We start from the raw sequence: 24,920 nt of genomic DNA, 5'->3' as shown, positions 1-24,920 counted from the left end.
TCCTGGATGCTTTCGGTCATTAAGTTTGTGATTCGGGTGCAATCGGGTGAGTTAGATGGGAGAATTACCGGGAGCAATTCGTGGAGAGGTCAAGCTGTATAGCAATCCTCAATGATTTGTGTAATTCTTGTAGGGGCAAACCCCCCGTGGTTGCCCCGCCTTGGCTGGGGTAGGCACTCTTAGCACTACCCCTACATATTTTTACAACTGATTTAGGATTGCTATAGTATGATTTCTAATTGCACAAAGTGTTCTTGGGGGGATTAAGAGCGGGATAGCTTTGCTTCACGCAATTTTCTCACATTTGTAGCTTAGCGACTACTATTGATTCAACAGTGTCCGCAATTTCTTAGATCAACTCACTAGAACTTGTGGCCTGATTTGGCAAAATACTTAAGAACAGTGAACGTGCAGTTTAAATTAGAGGTTATAGGCTAATGGCGCAGCGGAACGTATACTCGTCAAAGGACGAGCCAGAGGAAGTACAATCAGCAGAAGAAGTCCTCCACTCAGTAATGCAAGAACTGGACGCTTTGCATCAAAATGTCAAAGGCCAGTTAAATCAAGACATTACTCGGCTGCAAACTGAAAAAAATCACCTGATTGAGGATATTGAAGACCTCAGAGAGCAATATCGCAAATTGCAGTCTCAGCAAATGGAATCTCTGTCTGGGCGATACATTCAGCAGCAGCAATTGTGGCTGAAGCAGTTGGCTCAAGTTTTGGCTCACAATTTGCAGGATTTGTTGGTGCAGCGGTTCAACGAACTCAGCGCTAACTCTGGAAATTCTCTCAGCAGCCCTATTCCCAGCGGCGAGTTCCCGATACCCCTGCCGCCGAGCAACTACGACGAACGCGCCTCGCAGTTGCTGGCGGCGCTGGATGAAAGGATCGATCGCAGTTTCCAGATGCTGGAACAAGATTTGAGCAGCTATGAAAGCGAGCTTTCCGTGCGGCTCAACAATATGCAAACCCTAGAGCGGCAAGGGGAAGAGCTGTTACAAAATCTCGTAAACCGCATCAGGGAAGAACTCGAAGAAGAAGAAGAATATCTTGAGAATCCTTTCGATGCTCAAGATTCCTATGTCGAGGAATCAACTAATTCTGTTAATTCTGTCCGCCCGCAACTTCTGCAGCCAACACCTGTGGAAAGGCCGCGGGAAGCCGTACCGGCACCCTCTTCAGTGCCCTCTCCAGCCACCGCTAAAGCACCTTCTGTACAGACAGGTTTGGTGCTGGCTTTGTCTTCGGCGGTGGTATTGTCGCTGTTTAATGTTTGTTTGAGAATTCTGATTAAAGGCAGAAATCCTCGGGTGGTTTTTGGCTTGTTTGAATTTCCGGGGGTGGTGACTCCCGGTTTTGGCAATTCTTTGTTGATTTTGTTGATGCGACTGATTGTGGTGATGGCTTTGATGCCGATATTGGCCACATTTCTGTATCCTTCTGTCTGGAAAGATATTAGACGGTTGTTCCAGTCGGGCGATCGAGCTTTGTGGAGCAAGGTTTTAGGAAGCGCATTTTTTCTGTTTTTGTCTCAGGTTTTGATTTATTTGGCGATCGGCAATATTCCAGCCGGGATTGCGATTACGATTTTCTTTATTTATCCGATCGTCACCGTACTAGGTTCTTGGCTCTTGTTTGGTTCTCGCCCTAGCAGAGTCGGCTTTTTTGCGATAGTCGGGATTACCGCAGGTCTGATTTTAGCTGGGTGGCCGAGTTTTGCAGCCCCACCTCCGGGCGGCGGCAATGTCGGGGTGGGAGTCGCTGCGGCACTGGCTTCTGGGATTACCTTTGCAGGTTACGTATTGCTGACGCAAATGGCCGCGGGCAAACTGCACCCAATTCCTTTTAGTTTAGTTAATTTCGCCGCAATTTTTGTATTTTCCTCTCTAAGTTTGTGGGTGCCGCTTTCGGACAATTTTTCTCCTAAAATAGACCAAAATGTTTGGCCTGGTTTGATTATCGGAGGCGTTATTTTAGGGGTGCTGACCCTGTTTAGCTATCTTTTGAATAATTTTGCCATCCGCTTTGCGGGGGCAGCCTTAGCGTCAGTAATTGGCACTTTGGGACCGGCGATGACGGCACTTTTTGCGTTTATAATTATCAATGAGAATTTGCAGCCTGTGGCAATTCTCGGCATGGCTGTGGTGACATTAAGCGTGGCTGCTATGAGTGTGGAACGCATAATGGCTCCTCAGAAGAAGGCTAGTTAAGGCAAGAATTTGGGCGATCGGCCATTCCCAAACCCGGTTTCTTCAAGAAACCGGGTTTCTCTATGCCGAGACAATATCAATAGGCTTATTGCATAAATCTTTGATTGATAGGGAAACCGCAGAGGCATTTCAAGATAGGAGAATGAATGCCTACAATTGGAGTCTAAACAACAGAAACAACCACTCGAAAACCCACAATACTAGCCTTACAATCCGCCTGATATCTGAGGCGACACGCGCTGCGACAATTCGGAGGATGATCGTTCCAAGAACCCCCCCGCAACAACCTCAGCGAAGAGTCCCCGTCAGACTCCCAAACGCTACCATCAGCAGGCGCACCGTTATAATTATTGTGCCAAGAATCCGCGCACCATTCCCAAACATTTCCGTGGAAATCGTACAACCCGAAAGCATTAGGTTGAAAACTGCCAACATCTGTCGTTTGAAAGCGATAAACTCCCTTGGGCGCGTCAGCGTAATTAGAATTTCCGTTGTAATTGGCTAACTCGCTGGTAATCGTTTCCCCAAAGTGAAACGGCCCCGTAGTTTGCCCCCGGCAAGCATATTCCCATTGGGCTTCGCTAGGCAAGCGATAATTCTTACCAGTTTTGCGAGAAAGTCGATCGCAAAACTCCACAGCCTCGTACCAAGATACATTTTCTACAGGTCGATTTGCACCTTTAAAACGGGCAGCATCGGGATTGAGAAATATTTTAATTTCCGGCAGCGCCGCCACTGCTGTCCACTGGGTCTGAGTGACTGGAAATTTGCTAATATAGAAAGAGCCTAAAGTTACTGGGTGCTGCGGTTTTTCGTCGCTGTCACCCCGATCTTTTGGAGAACCCATGAGGAAAGTACCGCCACGCACAGATACCATTTCCAGCAGTGCACTGCTACCAAGAGGTTCTTCAAAAAAACGCGCTTTGCCGCTGTTAACATTAATTTGCTTCCCGCGCTTGTCTACTGTCACCACCTGAAATTCAAAAGTGCTTTTGACAGCAGCAATTCTCTGCGATGCCTTGTTCAATGGCGGAGTGGTGTTGGATTTTTTCCTCGGATTGACAGAGATATTGCTGTTGATTTGCCCGCTTTGATTGAGCGGGCTATTGATTGCAAGTTGTCCTCCCTTTGTCCGAAAAGAATTTAGAGCAAGTTGTCCTCCATTGGCACAATGGGGTTGGGGAGGTAAAGAATAGAGATTTAAAGCTTTGATTACTTCATCAGCAGATTGATATCTATTTTTGAGATAATCTTGAATTAGTTTGTCTAAAACATTTGCCAACTCGCTGCTGATTTTTGTGCCGACAGGCAACCGTTCTCTCCAAATCCAGCCGCCATTTATCGGGTCATAAAGGTCATCGGAACCGTCAATTTTTGGCAAACATTGAGTTAGCAGTCTCAGGCAAGTTATTCCCAAACTGTACAAATCGCTGCCGGGGAAAACTTGACCGCGCATTTGTTCTACCGGCGAATATCCGGGCGTTCCTACCGTCGTGCCTACTTTGCTCATCAGGGAGCCCGTCACTTGTTTGGAAATGCCGAAATCTATCAAAACTAACTCTCCCCGCCCTCCCCTTCGGAAAGCTGAATTCCGAAAATTTCCCGCCTTTGGCAGGAAGGAGTTAACAGAGGTGCGGCGCCGCATGATATTCTCAAGTTTGATGTCTCGGTGAATGACCTGGCGATCGTGCACAAATTTTAAAATCGGCAGTACATCTGCCAGCAACTGCCAAATTTTTTCTTCGCTAAAAGCACCCTGCTGAGTTAATTCTGCTAGTAAAGTTTGCCCCTCAATCAACTCTTGTACTAAATAAAGTCGCTTGTCTTGTTCAAAATAAGCAATTAATCGAGGAATTTGGGGATGTTCACCGAGTTCGTAAAGTCGTTTCGCTTCTTCTTTAAACAATTGTGAGGCTTTTTCAAGTGCTGAGGTTCCTTGAAATTGGGGTACAAACTGCTTAATTACGCAGGGATCGTCCATGCGATCCGTATCTACCGCTTCGTAAGTTCTGCCAAATCCCCCTTCGCCCAACAGTCGAATCACGCGGTAGCGGTTTCTGAAGAGAGGCGTGAGGTCGGACTGGCCGCAACTTTGACAAAATTTAGAGTTGTCGGGATTGAAAGGATGAGAACACGTCGGATTAGAACAGTAGAACATATCTGGGAAGAAATGATCCGGTTAAGGTTATGATATATCTTTTTGGCGCTCTTATGGAATACTAACAATTAATAATTGGTTATTGACAATTGACGGTAGGGAGGGCATTACCGGCCGCTTGTGTAGCCCCAAGGGAGAAAGTAGAACGCAGAATTTAAAACGCTAATTAATCCAAATAAAGCAATTTGAGGGCAAAAAATTCCAGCGCGATCGACCGATTTTAGCAACCCGCTTACCGCCGATATTCGTCTGGGGATCTTGGTAATTTCTTTACAGAGGCCAGTATAGTACAACTCGGCGATCGCCCAACCAACAAGCGATCGCACTCAAAGAACTATCCGACTAGAAACTAAGAAAGCGATTTCAATAAGCAATTCCCTCGCTTCATCGGGGTGTAAGAGTTCTACAAGCTCGATCGTCTTTAAAGGCGATCGGGGGAATTTCAACCTAAAATGTCATATTTCTGCTGCTTTCACCAATTTTGTAGTTCCGCTAAATAACTTTATTTTTGAATATTTTGACTAATAAAATAACTAATAAAAACAGACCACAGCATGATACTGACACTATTGTTTCGGTGATATTTGGTGAGATAAATATGATAAATCCCTGATCTTTAATCAAGGCAGAGAAACTTGAAACACAAAATGGCATGAAATATAACCTGAATGCCTGCCAATGATCTCTTTTGCCTTTACTAGAAGAAACACTTAGCATCAGACCCGTACCGATTACAGCACTTATACCAATTGAATTGAGCCATATCTTAACCGAAGGATCAAAATGAAAACAAACTACTATAACATACCAAATGAGATAGCACCAGAGAATAGCTTTATCTAATTTGATTTCGTAAAGATATTGAATCAACCCTTTCATAGCACTAGAAATGATTTTATTTTTTCATTTTTATTAATAAATACAACCAGGAAAATTTAATAATTATTAGGGAGGGATAGCCAAAGACCATTATAGCTAGATCAAGCGGTTATTTTTAGCTTAAAATCATGTTGCTTAAAGATGTTGCAGAGTGCTTTGCCAGCAACATATTTCATAGAGATAACTCAATTAACTGTTTCTCCGGCGCAAGTTCATTTTTTTGACTGGCGACTTCAAACCAACCCTGAACAGAATCTTTCAGCATCTCTAACAATCGGTTTTTAACTTTTTGATGTAGGTGGAAATATCGGGATCTGAGGCGCTTTTTACCGAGGCTTCGCCAACGGTTGCCAGCGCGAACGTGCTGCTGAGAACGGCAACGGTGAGGAAGGTCGCAAACTGTCGTTGGGGATGTACCATCATCGCTTTGGTCGGGTAGAGACTCGGTTTTTGAGCTGCGGCGGTGTCTTGTCGCTATAGGTAAATGGTAGCCCTCTGTGGTTCTTTAATCTCTCAATTAACCATTTGGGTTTTTCGCTAAACGATATCGACATCGTACCATCTGGAGCAACGCGATACAGCCATTTTGCCCCCGGACAAATAGACGACTTCATATCGGGAACCGATGCCGGCCATTTTCCGGTTTTGGCTGCTAGTGCTTTGACTTGCAGAATTTTCTGAGTCAATTCCAAATCCAGCATAGATTTAGCTGCTTTACTGGTTTGACTAGGAAAAATTGTAGATGTCCTACCTATATAATTCCACCACGCGAAGTCCTTTGCCTGGGCTGAATCAGAAGCGCAAAAATTGTGCTGGCGAGATGCTGCAAGCGATCGTTTATAGGCGTGATAAGTATCGATCGCACACAAGCGAACATAAGGTTTGATTACTGGCTTGAACCACACCAGGACATGAGATAAAGTCCAGTCTAAAATTTTGTCTTCTAAAGTTGGGGGATAGTTCGTTTCCGTCTGAAATAGTGAAAGTATTCCCAGACCACTAAGAGGGTCTGATGCTTCTAGTATTGAAGACCACGAGTATTTCCAAGCGAAGTCTTGCGAAAATTTGAACTTAGACAAATATTCTCCCTGCAAGGATGTCAATATCGATTCGCGGTAATCGCGTTCCAGCAAGCGCTGCTGCCACTGGGTCGGAAGGCGATCGGCTTTCCGCATCACCCCTGCTGGATATTTAGCCACAATCAAACCCACCAGTTGAGGGAGTAGGAGGGGGTTTTCTGTTAAAGGCTGGTTGATTTTCCAGGAGACTTCCAGCATTTCTGCTGCTGCTTCCGTCTGACCTTTACGGTATTTTTCTAGAATGTCTAGGGCTAAAACTCGTTGGGAATTAACCTGCCATAAATAAGGGGGTAGGCTAACCGTCATATCTCCTTCCAGAATCCAGGTAATATCTGTTCCCCAGTGCGGCACTTCATTATTTAAAACTTGCTGGCGAAGTTCTGCTAAAGCCGTTTGTTGGGAGGCGAGATAGCGCTGTAATTTCTCTGAAGGTGGATTTATGGTATCGTTTGGTTTGGCAATCTCAGCGTCTAGGTACTGATTTAATTCTTGAAAGAAACTTCCCCAGCCTACATTGAACCCCACTTTAGCGAAGGACGGCCTCAGCTTCAACGCCGCATCATTCGGCTCTGTTTTGGGAAACCGTTGGGCAAATGCTGCTAAATCCTGCTCGATTTCTTTTTCATGCACAGAAGCCATATAGTTGCCACCCACAATCCAGGCTGCCAGCAGTCCCGCCAACCCAACAGCCGAACCACCCAGAAATTTGAGCCACTTTTTCCGTCTGAACGATGGGTTTTGAATGTCCATAAACTCCTTTTTCGCGCGATCACACCTGAAGATAATTGCCAGAATCAATTTAAACTAAACCATTTTCTTCTACATCTGCCGATTCTTGATACTTTTAAAAGTTAAATATTGTTAAGACGAATTGGAGCGATCGGCGAGATTCATTTGGCGATCGCGCCCAGGTAATTTTGAAATATTCGGTATGGCGATCGAGTGTGGGAAACTACAATTCATCACATCAAATGAATAATTACATATTACTTTGGAGTTTGGGGCAACAATTGATTTAGTGCGCCACACAAGTATCCCTTCACCGTGTCCTTACTTGCACCCACCCCACTCGGAAGGGTAAAGATCATCTCAACATTTAATAGATTGCCGTCCATTGAGGCAAATACATCAATTGGCAAAGCACGCTGAAATGCTGTGGCGGGATTTTCGGCTTTCATTACACCTAAGTTCATATCCGTGCTGAGAGTCTTGATGCCCTCGCGCGCCAAAATTGGTCGTAATTGGGAAAATGCTCTCTCTATCGATAACCCCTCAACCTGAACACGTGCAGAAAAGGCGGCACCATTCAAAAAGTCCCCCTTTTTTTGAAAGCTTTCCTCGCAGGTTGTGGCAACAGCGGGGGTGGCTAAACACATGAGACCTAGACTCAAGACAAGCGATCGCATATTAACTGATTTATAAGAATGAAACAATCATCAAGATCATGATGAACCATCAGAGGATTGTTTGGCAAGTGATGCAAAGGTCTTTGATGGTTTTTAGGATGAGTTGCAGTCCGGTTAGTAAGCTGCTACGCATCTAAATTGAATACAGAGACAGGCTCTCCTGCCCGTCCCACAATAATTGTAGAAAAATTGACTGTCAAATTAGATGCACAACAGCTTATTCGATTTTATTCTAGTAAGTATAGAAACTAGAAGAATTAAGGGTAAAGACTAAAAGCGCGATCGCACCGAATGGAAGGGCGATCGCTCTACTGGTAATTTTAAAGTATTGGGTATTGCGATCGCGACCTAACGACTCGGTTCAGTTGCAGACCGCGCCGCAAGACCCGGAACACACACGCAGAAACAGGGTGGGCTTTCCGCTGCACGCTCATTGTTCGGCAACTGTTGATAACTTCTAGCTCATTTGAACGAGGTTAATTGATTGTGCCAAAGTGAATAAGTGCGGCGCGGATCGCGATGAACCACACCGCGAGTGTGGCAAATAGGTAAAGGTAGAACCGAAGTATGATGAGATTGAATGTGCAATGGACAGCACTATGCAATGTGCGAAACACAACGAATACCCACGCGGCGTTCACATACACTGTATCCACCTGCTTTGTGATGAACAGATATAGGACAAGCGCATAGAAAATTACCGGAATCTCGAACAGGTTTTTTAGGTTATCCGATGGATTGGATACGCTTGGTGGCGAAATTTGTGCCAGTGCGCCCGGTACAGCAAAATCCTTTTGACCGAGCTTTCTACTTGTGATAAAACTGATACGGCGGATGTACATATACACCCAGACTATGAGTGTTAGAAACACTGTGGCAAAGAAGGGAGTGAAGATTGCATCTTGCGTCATTTATACCTCTCAAATTTGATTATTTTGATAGTTGCTGGACGATAAAGTAGACGATATGCGATGTACAAGGCTGGAAGAAACATAGAGTAACGTAAATCCAATGAGAGGATGCAGTATCTCTAGGTGAAGAGGACTTTTGAGATGAATGCTGGAAAATTGTAGTCCAAGCAGGATTGGCAAACTGGCGGCGAGATGTCGTATTCTGCGTGAGAATGGGGCGAGAAACGACCATCCCAGTAATACTAATGACAGCCCACTGTACCCTCGCACTAGCCAAACATGAATATTCCACCATGCAGGATTATTGAAGTAGGCAACTCCAACCGTTAATAACTGAGCAATCAAGCAGACATTAAAGATGATTGAAGTCACATAAAAGCTGATGAGTATCCCACGTGTGGGAGTGCGATCGGGCTCGATTTCCAAACTGGTTGTCATGTCAAGTTGCTTTTGAGATTACAAGGGTAATATAATTCGAGTATTGCAATGCTTCTAGACCTCGATCGGGTACTCTTTTTCACAATCAAGCAATTTGGTTACAAGCCCCCGGATTCATCCGTGGGGTCAATTCTAAAATCTAAAATCTAAAATCTAAAATCGGTTGACACCATGACCATGAAAAGTCCCTTGCAGCTTTTATTTGAAGCGCTCGACCAGGTAAAGGACGAACAAGATTTGCGATCGCAAGTCGTGCCCAAAATCGGTGAGTATTTTGCAGCTAAACGATCGGGAATCTTTTTCTTCGATCAACGGTCGTTGGTAGATAGTAATCTTCAGAAAATACTGAAAGTTGGGCTATCGATCGAACACAATCCTGTTGTGCGTTATTTAGCGGAACGTCATGCTCCTGTCCATGAAGCATTAGTGACATCATCACCCAAGGTTTGGACAATAATTTGTCCCCGCCCCGATCATTGGCACGTGATGGCGGGGCCGATCGTCAGTCGTGGTCAATTAATGGGTGTAGTGGGTTGTACGCGCGATCGCTCAATGCCCGCTTTCGATACAGAAAATCTAGCGGATTTGAGTGCGATCTGTTTGCATTTGTCTGTTTGGGCTGCAACAGTACGCGCGGCGAAGCTATCCCGTAGGGAATCGCAACACCAACCTTTCAAGACCTCACGCCTAACGCCTCGTGAATTGCAAATTGCGGAATTGGTTGCTTTGGGGCGAACCAACGCAGCAATCGGGAGGGAACTTTGGATTACTGAGAATTCAGTGAAGCAAGCTTTGAAGCGAATGTTCCGTAAGCTTGAGGTGTCGTCTCGTGCAGAAATGGTTGCACAGCTTTCAGCGACAAAATATAATTTGCCAACTGTAAAAATGTCTCCATCCAACTTGATGTAGAACACTCACCAATAAACTTAACGCTAGAAACACCGAGAGCGATCCTCTTCGAGGGCTTCGCTAACGTACTTAATTGAAGGGCGATCGACCGCAGTAGTTTTGAAGTATTGAGTAGGGCGATCGAGCGTTGGAAACTACAACTCATCAATCGTCACTAATCCCCCCTCAGTGAACTGAATCACAAGTTCTTGCTCGTCGAGCAAAGCAGTTCCAATCAGAGGTCTTCGCCCTGTAGCAAATACACGAACTTCTCGTTCTTCCCCGTCCCAAAGGATGATTGCTTCGTGAACTGCTACTAGGACTTCACTGTTAAGTAACCACACAAAATTAATTACATAAAGACTCCTTGCTAGGCAAGGGTTTCAGTAGAAATATTGTGTAATTAATTCTGCACACCTACTTATCTGCTAAGTTTACAGGCATATCGTACAGGAACGGCAACCCCAGTAAGGTAACTGCCTCCGGTGGCAAACATAGGTAGTCAGTGAAGCCCGTATCTATGACAAACTCGATCGGGAAAGTAGAGCCGCTTGGGAGGAGAAACGTCAACAAGGGCGATCGCGTGCCGATCGGTCACAATACCAGAAATCACTTGTTGACACGCTCCATTACACCACCCAACGAAGCAGCCACATTGTAACCAATACGAATGCCAAAAAGTCGAGCATACGGATGCTTTGCCATCAGACTACGTGCGGCTTTTAGCCCAGTTTTATCAATTTCGTAGTCACCTGTTTCAATATCAATGATGACCATCTTGCCAATATTCTCTTCTAATTCAATTTTTTTGCGGATGGTGCTCTCATACAAATGTTTCGCACGACGAGCGACTTCTTCACGACTCAAAAGGATTGTTTGCATACATTCCCTCTTTTTTATAATTCTTACTCTTGTTATGGATATGATAGCTCACTTACACTGCTACATAACGCTGACCGAGTAAGCACGAATTGCCCCATCTACTGTCGCAATAGTCAGACCATTCTCTAAAGCTTAACAGATAAGCCTTCTGTCAAATGGATCGCGATGTAATGGTGGCAGTTTAGCCAGTTGAGCTACGCTACTTTCATCAAGAGAAAGACTGACAATTTGATGAAGATCGCGCTGCTTGGATAAATATGTTTCGGGATGCTCCGGCAGAGGTAACTTACCCAACTGGTACTTGACAATTGCTTCCCCGACTGAAACTGCACTCAAATAGACCTCATTATCTGGATCGCGAATTGCATCTCGAACATCTGTTGATAACTGGGCGTCGCCACTGATGAACCATAAAAAGATGTGCGTATCTAGCAGAATCTTGATTTACCTTCAAATGCACGCTCGGATATCTTCCGGCAAAGGATTATTGAAATCATCTGGAACGGTAAACTCGCCTGCACACAAACCGAATGGTCGTAATTGCTTGCTGCTAGAAATAGGTCTGAGTTCGGCGATCGGCTTATCTGCTTGCAGGATAACAAAAGTTGCACCTGCTTCCACTTGACGCAGATACTTTGAAGGATCGCGCTGAATTTCGTCAACTGTCACGTTCAACATAAAAATTCCTCAGTATAAAGCTCAAAAGCAGTTTCATGGTCTTTTTCAACAACCGCAGTGAACGTTCTGATAAAGTTAAACTAAAGTAGATGAAATAACCATTATAACTGCTGAGATAGCAACCTGTCGTACTCTGCGTGTGAACCAACCCAAAACCAAATCACAGTATCTCCATCCAACTGACCAACGGCTCGATAGTTGTTGCTGATTCGAGCAGAGTAGATTGGTAACTCTGGATGCACTTTTTTGAAACGCAGACTGGGATAATTTGGGTTTTCCTTGAACTGGCGATATGCCTCGCGTGCTTGCTCTTGAACTTGTTTTGGCAGATTAGCAAAAGATTTACGGAATTCGGCTGTAGTACGAGACTTCACAATGTTTCTGGATCGAGTTTTTGGGTTTTACCTGCGTGATACTCAGCCATTGCGGAGGCGGCAAGTTTAGCAAGAACATCGGGAGAACTCGCAAAGGCTCGATCCCATCTTAGATCGTCTTGAAGTTCTTCCAAAATCATTGAGGCGATCGCATCTTGCTCACTTGCAGACAAGGTTTTCAACTTAGCGATCGCACGCTCCAGTAACTCAGTCATGGCTAGCACTCTCTTAGAATGAAAATGGCATATTATTTATTATCACTTATTCTAGGCAAATCGATATCTAGGAAGCCGAGCTATCTACGTCGCAAATTCTGGGAAATACTTGTCTACAAAGTCCATAACCTTTTGAAAGTGGAGAATTCCTTCCTCTGGCCTTAGTGTCCCATACTCGTGGTCTAGATATCTAAGTTTCCAATTATCGGAGTTTTTTAGATAAACCTGTGCATAATCTTTTCCATGCCTGCGATCTAACCAGCGTAAGGCTCCAATAGCCCATTCTTGGTCGTATTGTCGCTCACCAACGGGTAAGTATGTGTCGAGATACGATCGCAAAACTCTTACCGACTCAGCATCATCAAAACGAGCTAATGCAAAACAATGAAATTGTCCTGCATAACAAGTTTGACTTGGAATCAGCAAACTTTCAATTTTCTTGAGATGTTGTGGAAAGCGCCCAATTCCACAAAGCCAACTTGCACTAATTGTATGCCTCCAACAACGGTTATACATCTGGATAAGTTCTTTGTCAGTTACTTCATATAAAGCAACTCTTGTCGAGTCCACAAACGCATCTACATATTCTTTGTCAATCCGTCGTAAAAAGTTACCGTGTAAAACGTTGAGATAAAGTGGCTGGACATAATGCTTTAAAATATTATATTCTGTCATTCTCTTTGAGTATCAAATTGTTAAGACGGAACATCTCAAATATAACATCATCGCAAATTGACGCCAACCTCTAAGGCGTTGCTGATTCACGGTATGAATCAACTTTTCGCTTGAAGTTACAAAACTCACCATACTGGGCTTATAGCAATTGGGAAATCTTGAATTCATACCTGTATTAAGCAACGCCTAATAGACAAGCTCCAGCCCCAAAAAAATATAAAACCCCCAAACCCGATTTTAAAATCGGGTTTGGGGGTTTTATTCCTAAATCTCGTTCAAATCACAACTTGCTCGGCTCGATCGCCGGAGCACGCAGAGACACAGTTTTATCCGCAGCAGCCTTAGCCACAAGCGACGGCACAGAATCGCGCAATTTTGCAGTCAACTGAACAGTAGTTGCATCGTAAACCTGAGTCAGCATCTTCGGATACAAACCGATACCAATAATCGGCACTAACAGAGCCGCAATAATAAACACTTCTCGCGGTTCCGCATCCACCAATTCCTCGTGATCGGACAATTCCTTATTTTCAGGCCCGTAGAAGATTTCACGCAGCATTGACAGGAGATAAATCGGAGTCAAAATCACCCCGACAGCAGCTAGAAATACCACGCAAACCTTAAATACTGGATTGTAAGCATCGCTCGTTGCAAAACCTACAAACACCATTAATTCTGCTACAAAACCGCTCATTCCCGGCAAAGCCAAAGAAGCCATAGAACAAGCAGTCCACATCGCAAAAACCTTACGCATTTTCTGTCCTACACCGCCCATTTCGTCGAGCATGAGCGTGTGAGTGCGATCGTAAGTGCAACCCACCATAAAGAACAAACTCGCCCCGATTAAACCGTGGGAAACCATTTGCAGCATTGCACCGCTAACACCCAAATCGGTAAACGAAGCTATCCCGATTAACACAAACCCCATATGCGAAATCGAAGAATAAGCAATTTTACGCTTCAAATTGCGTTGAGCAAAAGAAGTTAATGCCGCGTAAACAATGTTAACCACACCCAAAATTACCAAGATGGGCGCGAAGGTAGCGTGAGCATCGGGGAGCATTCCCGCATTCATCCGCAGCAAAGCGTAGCCGCCCATTTTTAGCAGAATTCCTGCTAGCAACATGTGGGCGGGTGCGGTTGCTTCGCCGTGAGCGTCAGGGAGCCAAGTGTGCAGCGGAAAAATTGGCAGTTTGACGCCGTAAGCTATTAAGAAACCTGTATACAGTATCAATTCTACATTGGGGGCGTAATCTTTAGCTGCGATCGCCCGCATATCGAAAGTCACCGTATCGCCGTAAAACGCCATCGTCAGCCCGCCAAGCAAAATAAACAGCGAACCGCCTGCGGTGTACAGGATAAACTTCGTTGCTGCGTAGAGGCGCTTCTTGCCGCCCCAGATGGACAAAATCAGGTAAATCGGGACTAATTCCAGTTCCCAAACCAGGAAAAACAGCAACATATCCTGCACGGCAAAAACTGCGATTTGGCCGCCGTACATTGTCAGCATCAAAAAGTAAAAAAGCTTCGGTTTAAATGTGACCGGCCAAGCTGCTAAAGTAGCCAGCGTAGTAATAAAACCAGTCAGCAAAATCAGCGGCATCGACAAACCGTCAGCACCCACCGACCAATTCAAATCGAGTTGCTGCACCCAAGTATAACTTTCTACCAGTTGCAAATCTGGATTGCTGAAGTCGTACTGAGTGTAAAAAGCGTAAACAAGTAGGGCAAAATCGATCAAACCCACAATTAGGGCATACCACCGCACCGTCTTGCCATCCTTATCGGGAATTAAAGGAATCAGCAAGGACGCAGCAATGGGAAACAGAATTGTTGTTGTTAACCAGGGAAAGTTAGCTGTATCCATTGCGTTTTAAAATGATCCATCAGTTATTAGGTTTAAACACATTTTGCCAATTTTGGCCTAAATTTTATACTTTCTTTAGACGGAACATTTTTTTTTGCTATTATTTGGACAAATTATGCGATCGCAACAGTGAATTTTAATGAAAGATTTATTTCTATTGGCTAATTGTCAATGGTGAGTTATTGAGATAATACCCGTTCTTAAAATATCTTCTGGTGGGAAATGGCATTGCCCAAGGCGTGTCAACTTAAGCCGATCATTTGCAAGTCCGCGAGTCCGCCAGGGGTTTCAACCCCTGGCTAATAGCGAAAGTCCTCTCAAGAGGACTAATAGATATCTCCCAAAAAGCCAGTATTGAACAGGCTTTCCGGCCTGTTCCACAATAAGAGGTTTAAGGAGTTCTTCAGTCCTCATAGCGAGGACTTTAGCTTTGAGACAGGGAATTCATTCCCTGTCGGACTGTCGGACTATCGGTTTTACCTGTTTGTTGACACCATTTGGACAATGCCGTGTCCCTACCGATTTAACTAACTCCAGAAACGATCGCAAAACCCAGAACTGCGACAAACACAATCAGGGCATAAAACTGAGCGCGACCGCTCTCAAAGTATTTCAAACCTTCGCCGGTAATCAGCGTGACCAAACCGGTCAGGTTGACGACACCATCGACGACTCGCAAATCAACTTCCATGACTTGCCGCGCTAAACGGCGGCTGCCTTTGACAAAGAGAAAATCGTTGATATCGTCGAGATACCACTTGTTGAGGGAGAACTCGTAAAGCGGTTTGATTTTTTGGGCGATCGCACTTGCGTCAATTTTACGGCTCAAATACATCAGAGAAGCCAAAGTAATGCCCAACAAAGCAATACCTACAGAGCTTCCGCCCATAATCAAAAATTCCGTCAAATTGAACTCAGCAGCGTGTTCCAAAACTTCTTCGAGAGATTCCCCTGGAGCGCGAACAAACTGCTCGAAATAATTGGCAAACGGCGTACCGAGAAAACCGATAAACACAGAAGGTACTGCCAGCAACACTAACGGCAGAGCCATTGTCAAAGGAGATTCGTGAGGCAAATGGTCGTGCTCATCGTGACTGTCGCCAGTCGATGCCAATTCCTTAACGTTCATCGCTCCCGGGCCAAAAACAAGACCGGGTTGCAGGAGTTGCTGCTTGATGGCGCTGTCATTGCCCCGGAATTCGCCCTCAAAGGTGCTGAAATACATTCGGAACATATAAAACGCGGTCATCCCGGCCGTCAGCCAGCTAACAGCCCACAGAGCGGGATTTGCTGCGAAGGCGCTGGCGAGGATTTCGTCTTTTGACCAAAAACCAGCAAACGGCGGAATTCCGCAGATTGCCAAATTTCCGATTAAAAAGCAAGAAGCGGTAATCGGCATATATTTCCGCAAGCCGCCCATAACTCGCATATCTTGAGCGAGTGCAGGGTTGTGGCCTACAACTGCTTCCATACCGTGAATCACTGAACCTGAACACAGGAACAGCATTGCTTTGAAATAAGCGTGAGTCATCAAGTGGAAAAGTCCGGCACTGTAAGCGCCGACGCCCATTGCCATCACCATGTAACCGAGTTGGGAGATGGTGGAGTAGGCGAGGCCTTTTTTGATGTCATTTTGGGTAATCGCGATCGAAGCACCCATAAATGCCGTAAAACAGCCGGTACAGGCGATCAAATTCATGACTGCCGGCAGCCCTTCAAACACCGGGTACATCCGAGCGATCAGGAATACGCCGGCGGCTACCATTGTCGCGGCGTGGATTAAGGCCGAAATCGGTGTCGGGCCTTCCATTGCGTCTGGTAGCCAGACGTGGAGGGGGAATTGAGCGGATTTGGCTGCTGGGCCCAAAAATATCAGGACGCCGAAGATTGTCGCCAGAGTCGCGCTGAGGGCGCCGGATTCGACTAAGGAGTGCAGGCGTTCGCCCATCACCTCAAATTCAAAGCTGCCGGTGGCCCAGTAAATGCCGAGGATGCCCAGCAGTAGGCCGAAGTCGCCGACGCGGTTGGTGACAAAAGCTTTTTGGCAAGCGTCAGCAGCGGGTTTGCGATCGTACCAAAATCCGACTAGCAGGTACGAACACATACCTACCAGTTCCCAAAAAATGTAAATCTGAACGATGTTCGGGCTGACTACGAGACCCAACATCGACGCGCTGAAGATGCTCAGGTAGGCGTAAAAGCGCACGTACCCATCATCGTGAGCCATGTAGCCGTCGGTGTAAATCATCACCAAAAAGGCGACCGTAGTGACGATCGCCAGCATCACCGCCGTCAGGGGGTCAATGATATAGCCCATATTCAGCGAGAAGTCGCCAGCAGAAGCCCACTGAATACTGCGGGTGTAGGGTGCGTGGCCCTGTAGTTGACTCCACAGCAATGCGAAGGAGAGTACCATTGACCCTCCGAGTGTGGAGACGATTAATATCGCATTCGCTTGTCGGAGTTTGTTGGTTGCCTGGTTAAAGGTGATTAAGCCTAGACCTACTAGCATTGCGCCTGCCAGTGGCAGGACTGGGATCAGCCAAGCGTATTGATAAAGCAGTTCCATGACTGATAGGTAGTTTAAAGTTTCTACTAGATAGTGCCACAATTCTTTACAAATTGTGGCACACGCCTGCGCGACTAGGCCAAAATACTCGATCCAATTCTCTAAGTATTGCTATAGCCGAGTGCCATCGCGAGCAAGACGATCGCACTACTTTTTTCATCGCAAGCGAGACGATCGCAATAAACGCCGAAAATTATTCAGGTGCAAACTAAAACTCTACGACAAATCTCACAGTTCTGTACCTTCAAGACGGGGACATTTATTTTGCTGTGGGATAGTTGATGGAAAAATGGGGAAAGCCTTCTGCTTCCGACATAAAAGCCGAAGACCTTCTCAACAAGAGCCGAATGCCTTGGAACCGTTACCTGTTGGCTACTTCCTGAAGTTGCAGCCGTTGAGATGGGGAAACTACGTGAGCCGCCAGCATCCAGGAATCCAGAGTCCGCCGCAGTTCCTCGCGTCCTTGGTAGTCTTCAAATCTAAATCGAACTTTATCGCCCTCAAACAAAATCAGCGTGGGCAGACTTGTCAGCCGATAAGTGTGGGCCAACTTGAAACATTGATCGGCATTCACCCCTACGAGCTTGACTTTTCCTGCCCACTGTGCCTCAAAACTCTTAAGCGTGGGGTCGATCGCGCGGCACAAACCGCACCAGGGGGCGGAAAAGTGAACTAAAACGGGGGTAGAGGCTTGAAACACCTCTTGTGCAAAAGTGCGTTCGCTAACCGACAACACCATGAGCCCTCAAAATTTAATAATTTTTTTCTATCCTAGGGATCATGCTACCAGTATATGTTCCTAGTGACACGCATCAAAAAAGGATGAATTTGCCACAGCAGGCCCGTAAAAATGACTACACCTAGATAGGAAGGGCGAAGAAACTCAAGCAAATCAAGGGTTTGACGCTTTTGTAGGATTGCCAAAAAAGGCATGATTGAGGTTCGAGATTTGATGGTTTCAAAGGATTCTCCAAAACGAGCCTGAAGCCGCCTGTCGCCGTGCCACACTCCGAACAGGTGGTGAAGTACCAAACCGATGGAAGTGACGAGGGTAAAGCTAGTGCCAATCCACAGGGTGTGGGCCACGCACCAAATCACTTGTCCCACCATTTGCGGGTGACGGGTGATGCGAATGATGCCAGTTTCGTAGAGGTGAACTTGGGGCTTTTGGACGGCGGCAATTTCTAGGAGGTTGAAAGTTGCTGGGTACAGAAACAGAAAGGAAATTGCCGAAAGTATCCAAACTGCGGGTTTAACTCCGGGGACGCCCTGTACTTGCCAAAGCTGTACGCCGTCGTAGCGGTGGTTGAAAAAGTAGACAATCAGAATGACGGCTAGCGGCAAACTGACAAGGGCAAACAAAACGCGGTAAAGTCTCGGCCCGATCAGCTTTTCACCTTTGGGCCGGAGGGCTGCTAAACCGCTGTGGGCGATCGCAAAAACCAGTAACAAGCCCAGAATAACTAAGTGGGAGTCGAGCGCCAAGTCGATCGTCATTGCAAATATTAAGAAAAGTTATTGATTCTCGGCCAAATTGTGTCACAAAGTATCTATGGGAGCATTCAGCGGTTATCAGTCAGTTAACTGTTCACTGTTCGCTGTTGACTGTTCGCTGTTCGCTGTTGACTGTTCGCTGTTGACTGTTCGCTGTTTGCTGTTCGCTGCCTACAGTCAACCGTCAACCGTCAACTGACAACTGACAACTGACAACTGACAATTTAGATATATGTCTGACCTTCCTTTCACTTTAGACCAGTTACGCATTCTCAAGGCGATCGCCTCTGAAGGAAGCTTCAAACGCGCCGCGGACAGCCTCTATGTATCCCAGCCAGCAGTTAGCTTGCAGGTGCAAAACTTAGAGAGACAATTGGACGTGCCACTGTTTGACCGGGGGGGGCGGCGGGCGCAACTAACCGAAGCCGGACACCTGCTGCTGAGTTACGGCGAGAAAATTTTATCGCTTTGCCAGGAAACTTGTCGAGCTCTGGAAGACTTGCAAAATCTCCAAGGTGGTACTTTGATCGTCGGCGCTTCTCAAACAACGGGAACCTATTTGCTGCCCCGGATGATTGGGATGTTTCGCCAAAAGTACCCGGATGTAGCAGTACAGCTTCACGTTCACTCGACCCGCCGCACGGCGTGGAGTGTGGCCAACGGGCAAATCGATTTGGCAATTGTTGGCGGAGAAATTCCTACCGAACTTGTAGAAGCTTTAGAAATTGTTCCTTACGCTGAGGACGAACTGGCTCTGATTCTTCCTCCATCTCACCCGATGGTACAACAAGAAACTATCCAAAAAGAAGACCTTTACAAATTGCAGTTTATATCCCTCGATTCGCAGTCTACGATCCGCAAAGTAATCGATCAGGTACTGACTCGCTGCGGCATTGACACGCGCCGCTTGAAAATAGAGATGGAACTAAATTCGATCGAAGCCATTAAAAATGCCGTTCAGTCGGGGCTGGGAGCTGCATTTGTCTCGGTTTCGGCGATCGAAAAAGAGTTGCTCATGGGCGTCTTGCACAAATCTCAAATGGACGAAGTTTTGGTAACTCGGATTTTGTCGCTGATTTACAACCCGAACCGCTACCGTTCTAAAGCAGCAGAGGCTTTCAGCAATGAAATTTTGCCTCAGTTTGCTACTTATTCGACCATCCTGGAGAAGAAAGAACCCCCGGCGCTCGATTTGGGATTCATAGAAATAGGAACTCCCAACTCGGCGGGAAGTTAATCTCTTAGGTCGCTGGCAGTTAGCAGTTCGCGGTTAGTTGAGAAATCGAAATCTGGTTTAACCATCACTTTTTCTTCGTTCTTCCCTTTTCCTTCTTTCCTCTTCCTTCTTCCCTCTTCTTAGCAAACAAAAATGGAAGTTTACTGCACCCGCCCGGGCTGCCCGCGCCCTCAAAACTCTTTTCCCGACCTCGATGACAGTTCGCGGCTGAAAACGGTGCAGCAAAAGTTTTGCACCGCTTGCGGGATGCCCATGATTTTGAGGGGCCGCTATTTGCCCGTGAGGTTGTTGGGTCAAGGCGGTTTTGGGGCGGCGTTTTTGGCCAGAGACCGGGATACTCCGGCGATGCGGCAGTGCGTTGCTAAACTTTTGCAGCCGTCGGTAAGTCTGACTCCGCCCCAGCTAAAAATCGCTCAAACTCTGTTTGAACGGGAAGCGGCGGTGCTGGAAGAACTGGGAAACGAACATTCGCAAATTCCGAGTTTGCTGGCGTTTTTTGAGCTGACTGTTACGAGTTTGCAGCCGGGAAAAAACGATCAGTTTTTCTATCTGGTTCAAGAATTTATTGACGGTAAAAATTTGGAGGATGAACTAGCTGTTAAAGGCCGATTTTCGGAGGCGGAAACGGTGGAGGTGCTGCGGGAAATTTTGAAGGTTCTCGATTTTGTACACTCTCGCGGTTCGATTCACCGGGATATTAAACCTGCTAATATTATGCGGGGTAAAAACGGTCGGCTTTATTTATTAGATTTTGGGGCGGTTAAACAAGTAACACAAAGTGTTGGAAGTGTAAAAGCTTCGACTGGTATTTATTCTTTGGGTTATGCTCCGCCAGAACAGATGAGCGGGCAAGAAGTTTATCCGGCAACGGATTTGTATGCTTTGGCTGTGACTTGTATTACTTTGCTGAGTGGTTTGCAACCGACGGAGCTTTTTGATAGTTACAGAAATGAGTGGAATTGGCAGTCGCGGGTGCAGGTAAGTTCGGGTTTGGCTCATGTTCTCGATCGAATGTTATTATCAGCTCCCAGCCAGCGGTTTCAATCTGCCAGTGAGGTGGAAGCGGCTCTGATGTCTCGGCCTCAACAGCCTAACATCGTCGTGCAGCCGCCGACCCTACGGACTCCGACTCCCCTACCGACTCAGCAGCTACCACCGACTCAGCAGCCTCCTGTACGGGTTCCTGCAACACCTCCCGGAGGGCTGCAACCTTCGCAGAGAGCGACTTTTTCGATTTGGGAGGTTTTGTCGGGGGCGGCGTTTACGGGTTTTGAGGCGGGGGTGCTGGCGATCGCCCTGACGAGTTTGCTGCCCTCTCCGGGCTTGAGTATCGGATTGTTGGGGATGATTGTGGCGGGTTTGATTTACGGCCAGTATCGCAGGGCGATCGAACAAACTGAGATGTTGATTATTGGCGCTGGTACTGTGGCTTTGCTGTGGTTTTTCCCGGTTTTACAGACGGCTGCAGGTGCGATTTATCCGAATTCTCCGATCACTGGCGTGTTGTTTGTGGGATGGTTGGGTGCTTTGGGTGCGATCGCTGGCACAGCTATTTTTAGATTGATTTATAAGTTACTTTCTAATATTTTTTAAGCTAATAGTCACCTGTAGAAAAGCCTGTTTTGAACAGGAAAGATGCCTGTTCCACAATAATTATGGGAGATGTTTTATTTAAAATGCAGACTCAGAAGTCTATCTACCCGAATTGGGTCATTGCTTGGGGCCCAGAAGTCCGATCGCACCCTGCAACTTGGGCAACTTCCGGTTTTGCCATAATCGGAGCTCAACCCACCTTCAGCCCCAATCAGCGATTTGTGCTGGTAGGTGACTGCTGCTTCGATCGCACCCCAATGCTCAAACAACAGATTGATACCGAGGGATTGACCGATTTGGCGATCGTCGCGCGGCTATGGGAACAGTACGGTACTAAAACACTGAGCTTGCTCTCAGGACAATTTGCCCTTGCTGTGTGGGATCGAGACGAGCAAACCTTGTGTCTGGGGCGCGATCGCGTGGGAGCAAAAACCCTCTATTACACCCGTACAGGAACGACTCGCTGGATTGCGCCTCGACTGCGATCGCTCAATCCGTATCACGATCGAGAACTTGATTTAGTTGCTTTGCGCGACTACTTGTGCTGTGCATTTGTACCCGGAGCACAAACGCTGTGGGAAGCCGTGCGAGAGTTGCGGCCCGGTAGCTACCTGTACTTACCGGATATTGAGGCCCAGAGATACTGGCAGCCACAGGAGCAAATTACTAACGCCGATCGCCCTTTGGAATGGCATAGTCAACAAGTGCGATCGCTTTTGGAACAACTGGTGCAGGAAGCGCTACCAGCGGGCGAACCAGTCGCAGCATATCTTTCGGGTGGTATTGATTCAAGTTGCGTCGCGGCGATCGCCACAAGACTGCACGATCGCCCGGTGCACACTTTTTCGATGCACTTTGGCGCTCAATATCCCAGCGAGATTGAATTTGCCAACCTCGTTGCGGCACATTGCGGTACTGAGCACCATATTTTAGAGGTTTCGCCAAAGCAAATTTGGGAGTTGCTACCGGAAACGCTGGCGGCGATGGATGATCCGGTGGGGGAAGGCTTGACGGTTCCCAATTTGCTGTTGGGGCGATCGGCAAAGCAATTCGCAGATGTGGTACTGAATGGCGAAGGCGGCGATCCGTGCTTTGGCGGGCCGAAAAATAAGCCGATGCTGCTGAATAGTTTGTATGGTTCGATTCAGGGTAAACCAGATCCGATCGCAGCTTACTTGACTTCGTTTCAGAAATGCTATGTGGATTTGCCACGTTTGCTGAAGCCGGAGGTTTGGGAAAAGGTGAAGAATGCGCCTTCCGTCTTTGCTGAGGAATTGCAACAGACAGAAACGACGTTTTTGAATCGGTTGATGCGGCTCAATATTGAGTTTAAGGGAGCCGATTACATTTTGACCAAAGTGAATAATCTCACGGCTGCGGCGGGATTGGAAGCTCGATCGCCCCTATTCGATGCGCGGATGGTGGCACTGAGTTTGCAAATTCCGCCAGAGTACAAGCTTTCGGGCGCGCAGGAAAAAGCGGTTCTCAAGGCTGCTGTGGCGGATTTGCTACCCGATGTGATTGTCAACCGTCCGAAAAGTGGGATGGTGATGTCGATGCAGCAGTGGTTTTTGAGGGATTGGCAGCGGCAAGCGCGATCGTTGTTGCTGAATCGTCATGCGGCGATCGCGCCTTACCTCGATCAAACACTAATCCGCGAGTGGCTAAACTATCGGGGCGAAGTTTTTCCCCGCTACGGGCTGAAGTTGTGGCTGCTGGTGACGCTGGAAATTTGGTTACAAGTTAATCGCCGTTAGTTACCCCCAATTACGACACGGCGCCGTGCCTTTCGTCGTGTCAACTTGAGCAGTTGACGCCCTAATTTGTCGATCGACAATGGCATTTTCTCTATGCGGTTTTCGCTCTTGTTTATAGAACCGAATTAAACCGCAGAGGGCGCAGAGGATACAGAGAAACGGAAGAGACAGATGAATCGTTCCGATGCCAACGGATTTGATATACAGCGTATTCTAGGTGTATTTCATAAACCTGGAATACGCTGTATATAAGCTGCTACGCATTTAAATTGAATCCAGAGACGGGATCTAACTCCCGACCAATTTTGGCCGGGTTTTTTTTGTCAATCGCCCGCCCTCGCCACAAATTCTCCTAAATTCTGCCAAAGTGTCCTGAAAGAGGTGCTGTGAGGCGAAAGACTAAATTAGTAGATGCACCCGTCGCTAATTTAGGATGATTGCATTTATGTATTTGTGTAGTTAATTCTGTCTAACTACTTATCTAACACAACTACGTCAATAATCTTTCAAGGAAAAAAATATGTCCAGTAAACAAGGTCAACCCCCCTGTCAACATACTGTAGAGTCTGGAGATACATTTTCCAATCTTGCACTTGCCTACTATGGTGATGGTAGCGATGCGAACGCGAACAAAATTGCAGGTGCAAATCCTGGCGTTTCCCCTACAAGTTTGCAAATTGGTCAGAAACTTCAAATTCCTGCTTAACAGATTTGGAAAGCTTGTCAAACTAACCACTGCTAATAGCAGTTATTAAGAGTGCAGAAGGTTAGCCAATCAAACTGACCTTCTGCAACTAACACTTGCCAAGGGATTTATATTGACCCGAAGAAGCCAGAGATAACTATTTTTCAATTTTTGGAGCGTTAATTATGTCAGTCGAAATCTTTACAGATTCCAATTTCTCTGGAACTAAATCCGGTTCTCTTGAGCAGGACTCTTCCTGGATTGGAGATTTTTGGAACGACAAAATATCCTCGATTAAAGTTTACTCCGGCACTTGGGACTTTTTTGAACATTCAAAATTCCAGGGACGAAGCCTCCGACTTGGACCAGGCGAATATCCCAGCTTCAACAATGAACTTAATGATACTATCTCGTCATTTAAAAAAGTGGGAGTAGGTAATTCAACTGGTTCAGATAATGATGTTCTGAAAAGAATCCTAGACCTTACAAACAATGAGCGCGGTAAAGTGGGTTTATCTCCGCTCACACTTAATTCCCAACTGACTGCTGCTGCACAGAAACACAGCCGGAGCATGGCAATGCAGGACTTTTTTGATCACCGCCAAATGGGGGAGCGGGTCAGAGCGGAAGGTTATCATTACTCACGAGTGGCGGAAAACATTATTGCTGGCCACTCTACACCAGAAGATGCCATTAAAGGCTGGATGAATAGCTCAGGACATCGTGACAACATTCTGAATTCTACCTATCGAGAGCTTGGGGTCGGTTACTACTTTTTGGAAAACGATCAGGGTAGCGTCAACTACAAGCATTACTGGACTCAGGTGTTTGGCACACCCTAGTAACGCTCGATAGCCCAATCAATTACAAGTTGGGCAAACACCTCAAATTCCATAAACCTGAATCGCCGTAGGAATAGCTG

23 protein-coding genes are annotated in these 24,920 nt (G+C 46.4%); 7 read left to right on the top strand and 16 right to left on the bottom strand.

Going from position 1 to position 24,920, the window contains the following annotated elements:
* Nucleotides 1-437 precede the first annotated feature (437 nt).
* On the top strand, nucleotides 438-2,213 hold the full coding sequence (locus QUB12_RS04415; protein ID WP_333138870.1) for an EamA family transporter: 1,776 nt from the start codon (nucleotides 438-440) through the stop codon (nucleotides 2,211-2,213).
* Nucleotides 2,214-2,376: 163 nt separating this feature from the next.
* Here the strand turns inward: QUB12_RS04415 and QUB12_RS04410 are convergent, their stop codons facing one another.
* From QUB12_RS04410 to QUB12_RS04390, 5 genes are all read right to left on the bottom strand, one after another.
* Nucleotides 2,377-4,371: a bifunctional serine/threonine-protein kinase/formylglycine-generating enzyme family protein gene (locus QUB12_RS04410; protein WP_333138868.1), complete on the bottom strand. Its 1,995-nt coding sequence runs from the start codon at nucleotides 4,369-4,371 to the stop codon at nucleotides 2,377-2,379.
* A 1,298-nt stretch (nucleotides 4,372-5,669) separates the two neighbouring features.
* Nucleotides 5,670-7,079 carry a hypothetical protein gene (locus QUB12_RS04405; RefSeq protein WP_333138864.1) on the bottom strand — a complete coding sequence of 470 codons (1,410 nt, stop codon included), beginning with the start codon at nucleotides 7,077-7,079 and terminating at the stop codon, nucleotides 5,670-5,672.
* A gap of 236 nt (nucleotides 7,080-7,315) precedes the next feature.
* The gene (locus QUB12_RS04400) at nucleotides 7,316-7,639 is read right to left on the bottom strand and encodes a hypothetical protein (protein WP_333305651.1); all 324 of its coding nucleotides are present in this window, start codon (nucleotides 7,637-7,639) and stop codon (nucleotides 7,316-7,318) included.
* 572 nt (nucleotides 7,640-8,211) lie between these two features.
* Nucleotides 8,212-8,646 carry an MAPEG family protein gene (locus tag QUB12_RS04395; protein ID WP_333138860.1) on the bottom strand — a complete coding sequence of 145 codons (435 nt, stop codon included), beginning with the start codon at nucleotides 8,644-8,646 and terminating at the stop codon, nucleotides 8,212-8,214.
* A 9-nt stretch (nucleotides 8,647-8,655) separates the two neighbouring features.
* On the bottom strand, nucleotides 8,656-9,084 hold the full coding sequence (locus QUB12_RS04390; protein ID WP_333138857.1) for a DUF6220 domain-containing protein: 429 nt from the start codon (nucleotides 9,082-9,084) through the stop codon (nucleotides 8,656-8,658).
* A 177-nt stretch (nucleotides 9,085-9,261) separates the two neighbouring features.
* On the opposite strand from QUB12_RS04390, the gene QUB12_RS04385 reads away from it, so the two are divergent.
* Entirely contained in the window at nucleotides 9,262-9,993 is a 732-nt protein-coding gene (locus QUB12_RS04385; RefSeq protein WP_333300387.1) for a LuxR C-terminal-related transcriptional regulator, read from the top strand.
* A gap of 134 nt (nucleotides 9,994-10,127) precedes the next feature.
* Here the strand turns inward: QUB12_RS04385 and QUB12_RS04380 are convergent, their stop codons facing one another.
* The 11 genes from QUB12_RS04380 to QUB12_RS04330 form a co-directional block, all read right to left on the bottom strand.
* Complete coding sequence (locus tag QUB12_RS04380; protein ID WP_333138854.1) at nucleotides 10,128-10,316, bottom strand: hypothetical protein; 189 nt, start codon at nucleotides 10,314-10,316, stop codon at nucleotides 10,128-10,130.
* 265 nt (nucleotides 10,317-10,581) lie between these two features.
* Entirely contained in the window at nucleotides 10,582-10,854 is a 273-nt protein-coding gene (locus QUB12_RS04375) for a hypothetical protein (RefSeq protein ID WP_333138852.1), read from the bottom strand.
* A 132-nt stretch (nucleotides 10,855-10,986) separates the two neighbouring features.
* Complete coding sequence (locus QUB12_RS04370; RefSeq protein ID WP_333138886.1) at nucleotides 10,987-11,289, bottom strand: type II toxin-antitoxin system VapC family toxin; 303 nt, start codon at nucleotides 11,287-11,289, stop codon at nucleotides 10,987-10,989.
* 15 nt (nucleotides 11,290-11,304) lie between these two features.
* A complete protein-coding gene (locus QUB12_RS04365) occupies nucleotides 11,305-11,532 on the bottom strand; it encodes a type II toxin-antitoxin system Phd/YefM family antitoxin (protein ID WP_333138850.1) in 228 nt (75 codons plus the stop codon).
* A gap of 101 nt (nucleotides 11,533-11,633) precedes the next feature.
* The gene (locus QUB12_RS04360) at nucleotides 11,634-11,906 is read right to left on the bottom strand and encodes a ParE family toxin-like protein (protein WP_333138848.1); all 273 of its coding nucleotides are present in this window, start codon (nucleotides 11,904-11,906) and stop codon (nucleotides 11,634-11,636) included.
* Nucleotides 11,903-12,121, bottom strand: coding sequence for a hypothetical protein (locus QUB12_RS04355; protein ID WP_333138846.1), 219 nt, complete (start codon nucleotides 12,119-12,121; stop codon nucleotides 11,903-11,905). The genes QUB12_RS04360 and QUB12_RS04355 overlap by 4 nt, the downstream gene beginning before the upstream one ends.
* A gap of 84 nt (nucleotides 12,122-12,205) precedes the next feature.
* On the bottom strand, nucleotides 12,206-12,796 hold the full coding sequence (locus QUB12_RS04350) for a DUF6000 family protein (protein WP_333138844.1): 591 nt from the start codon (nucleotides 12,794-12,796) through the stop codon (nucleotides 12,206-12,208).
* 280 nt (nucleotides 12,797-13,076) lie between these two features.
* Nucleotides 13,077-14,663 carry an NAD(P)H-quinone oxidoreductase subunit 4 gene (locus tag QUB12_RS04345; protein ID WP_445252023.1) on the bottom strand — a complete coding sequence of 529 codons (1,587 nt, stop codon included), beginning with the start codon at nucleotides 14,661-14,663 and terminating at the stop codon, nucleotides 13,077-13,079.
* 523 nt (nucleotides 14,664-15,186) lie between these two features.
* Nucleotides 15,187-17,232 (bottom strand): NAD(P)H-quinone oxidoreductase subunit 5, encoded by a 2,046-nt coding sequence (locus tag QUB12_RS04340; RefSeq protein ID WP_333138842.1) that lies wholly within the window; start codon nucleotides 17,230-17,232, stop codon nucleotides 15,187-15,189.
* Nucleotides 17,233-17,593: 361 nt separating this feature from the next.
* Nucleotides 17,594-17,971 (bottom strand): thioredoxin family protein, encoded by a 378-nt coding sequence (locus QUB12_RS04335; RefSeq protein ID WP_333138840.1) that lies wholly within the window; start codon nucleotides 17,969-17,971, stop codon nucleotides 17,594-17,596.
* Between the two features lie 44 nt (nucleotides 17,972-18,015).
* The gene (locus tag QUB12_RS04330; RefSeq protein WP_333138838.1) at nucleotides 18,016-18,729 is read right to left on the bottom strand and encodes an NnrU family protein; all 714 of its coding nucleotides are present in this window, start codon (nucleotides 18,727-18,729) and stop codon (nucleotides 18,016-18,018) included.
* A gap of 229 nt (nucleotides 18,730-18,958) precedes the next feature.
* Between QUB12_RS04330 and QUB12_RS04325 the strand changes: the two genes are divergently transcribed.
* From QUB12_RS04325 to QUB12_RS04305, 5 genes are all read left to right on the top strand, one after another.
* Complete coding sequence (locus QUB12_RS04325) at nucleotides 18,959-19,963, top strand: LysR family transcriptional regulator (RefSeq protein ID WP_333054398.1); 1,005 nt, start codon at nucleotides 18,959-18,961, stop codon at nucleotides 19,961-19,963.
* Nucleotides 19,964-20,095: 132 nt separating this feature from the next.
* The gene (locus QUB12_RS04320) at nucleotides 20,096-21,556 is read left to right on the top strand and encodes a serine/threonine-protein kinase (RefSeq protein WP_333138836.1); all 1,461 of its coding nucleotides are present in this window, start codon (nucleotides 20,096-20,098) and stop codon (nucleotides 21,554-21,556) included.
* Between the two features lie 29 nt (nucleotides 21,557-21,585).
* Nucleotides 21,586-23,313, top strand: coding sequence for an asparagine synthase-related protein (locus QUB12_RS04315; RefSeq protein WP_333138834.1), 1,728 nt, complete (start codon nucleotides 21,586-21,588; stop codon nucleotides 23,311-23,313).
* Between the two features lie 520 nt (nucleotides 23,314-23,833).
* Nucleotides 23,834-24,019, top strand: coding sequence for a LysM domain-containing protein (locus QUB12_RS04310; protein WP_333138832.1), 186 nt, complete (start codon nucleotides 23,834-23,836; stop codon nucleotides 24,017-24,019).
* Nucleotides 24,020-24,183: 164 nt separating this feature from the next.
* Entirely contained in the window at nucleotides 24,184-24,840 is a 657-nt protein-coding gene (locus QUB12_RS04305) for a CAP domain-containing protein (RefSeq protein WP_333138830.1), read from the top strand.
* Nucleotides 24,841-24,920 lie beyond the last annotated feature (80 nt).

The organism is Microcoleus sp. B7-D4 (assembly GCF_036705125.1).
In the GTDB taxonomy this organism is placed as follows: Bacteria; Cyanobacteriota; Cyanobacteriia; order Cyanobacteriales; family Microcoleaceae; genus Microcoleus.
Note: the sequence above shows the minus strand (reverse complement) of the source record. Positions and strands in the feature narration are given on the sequence as shown.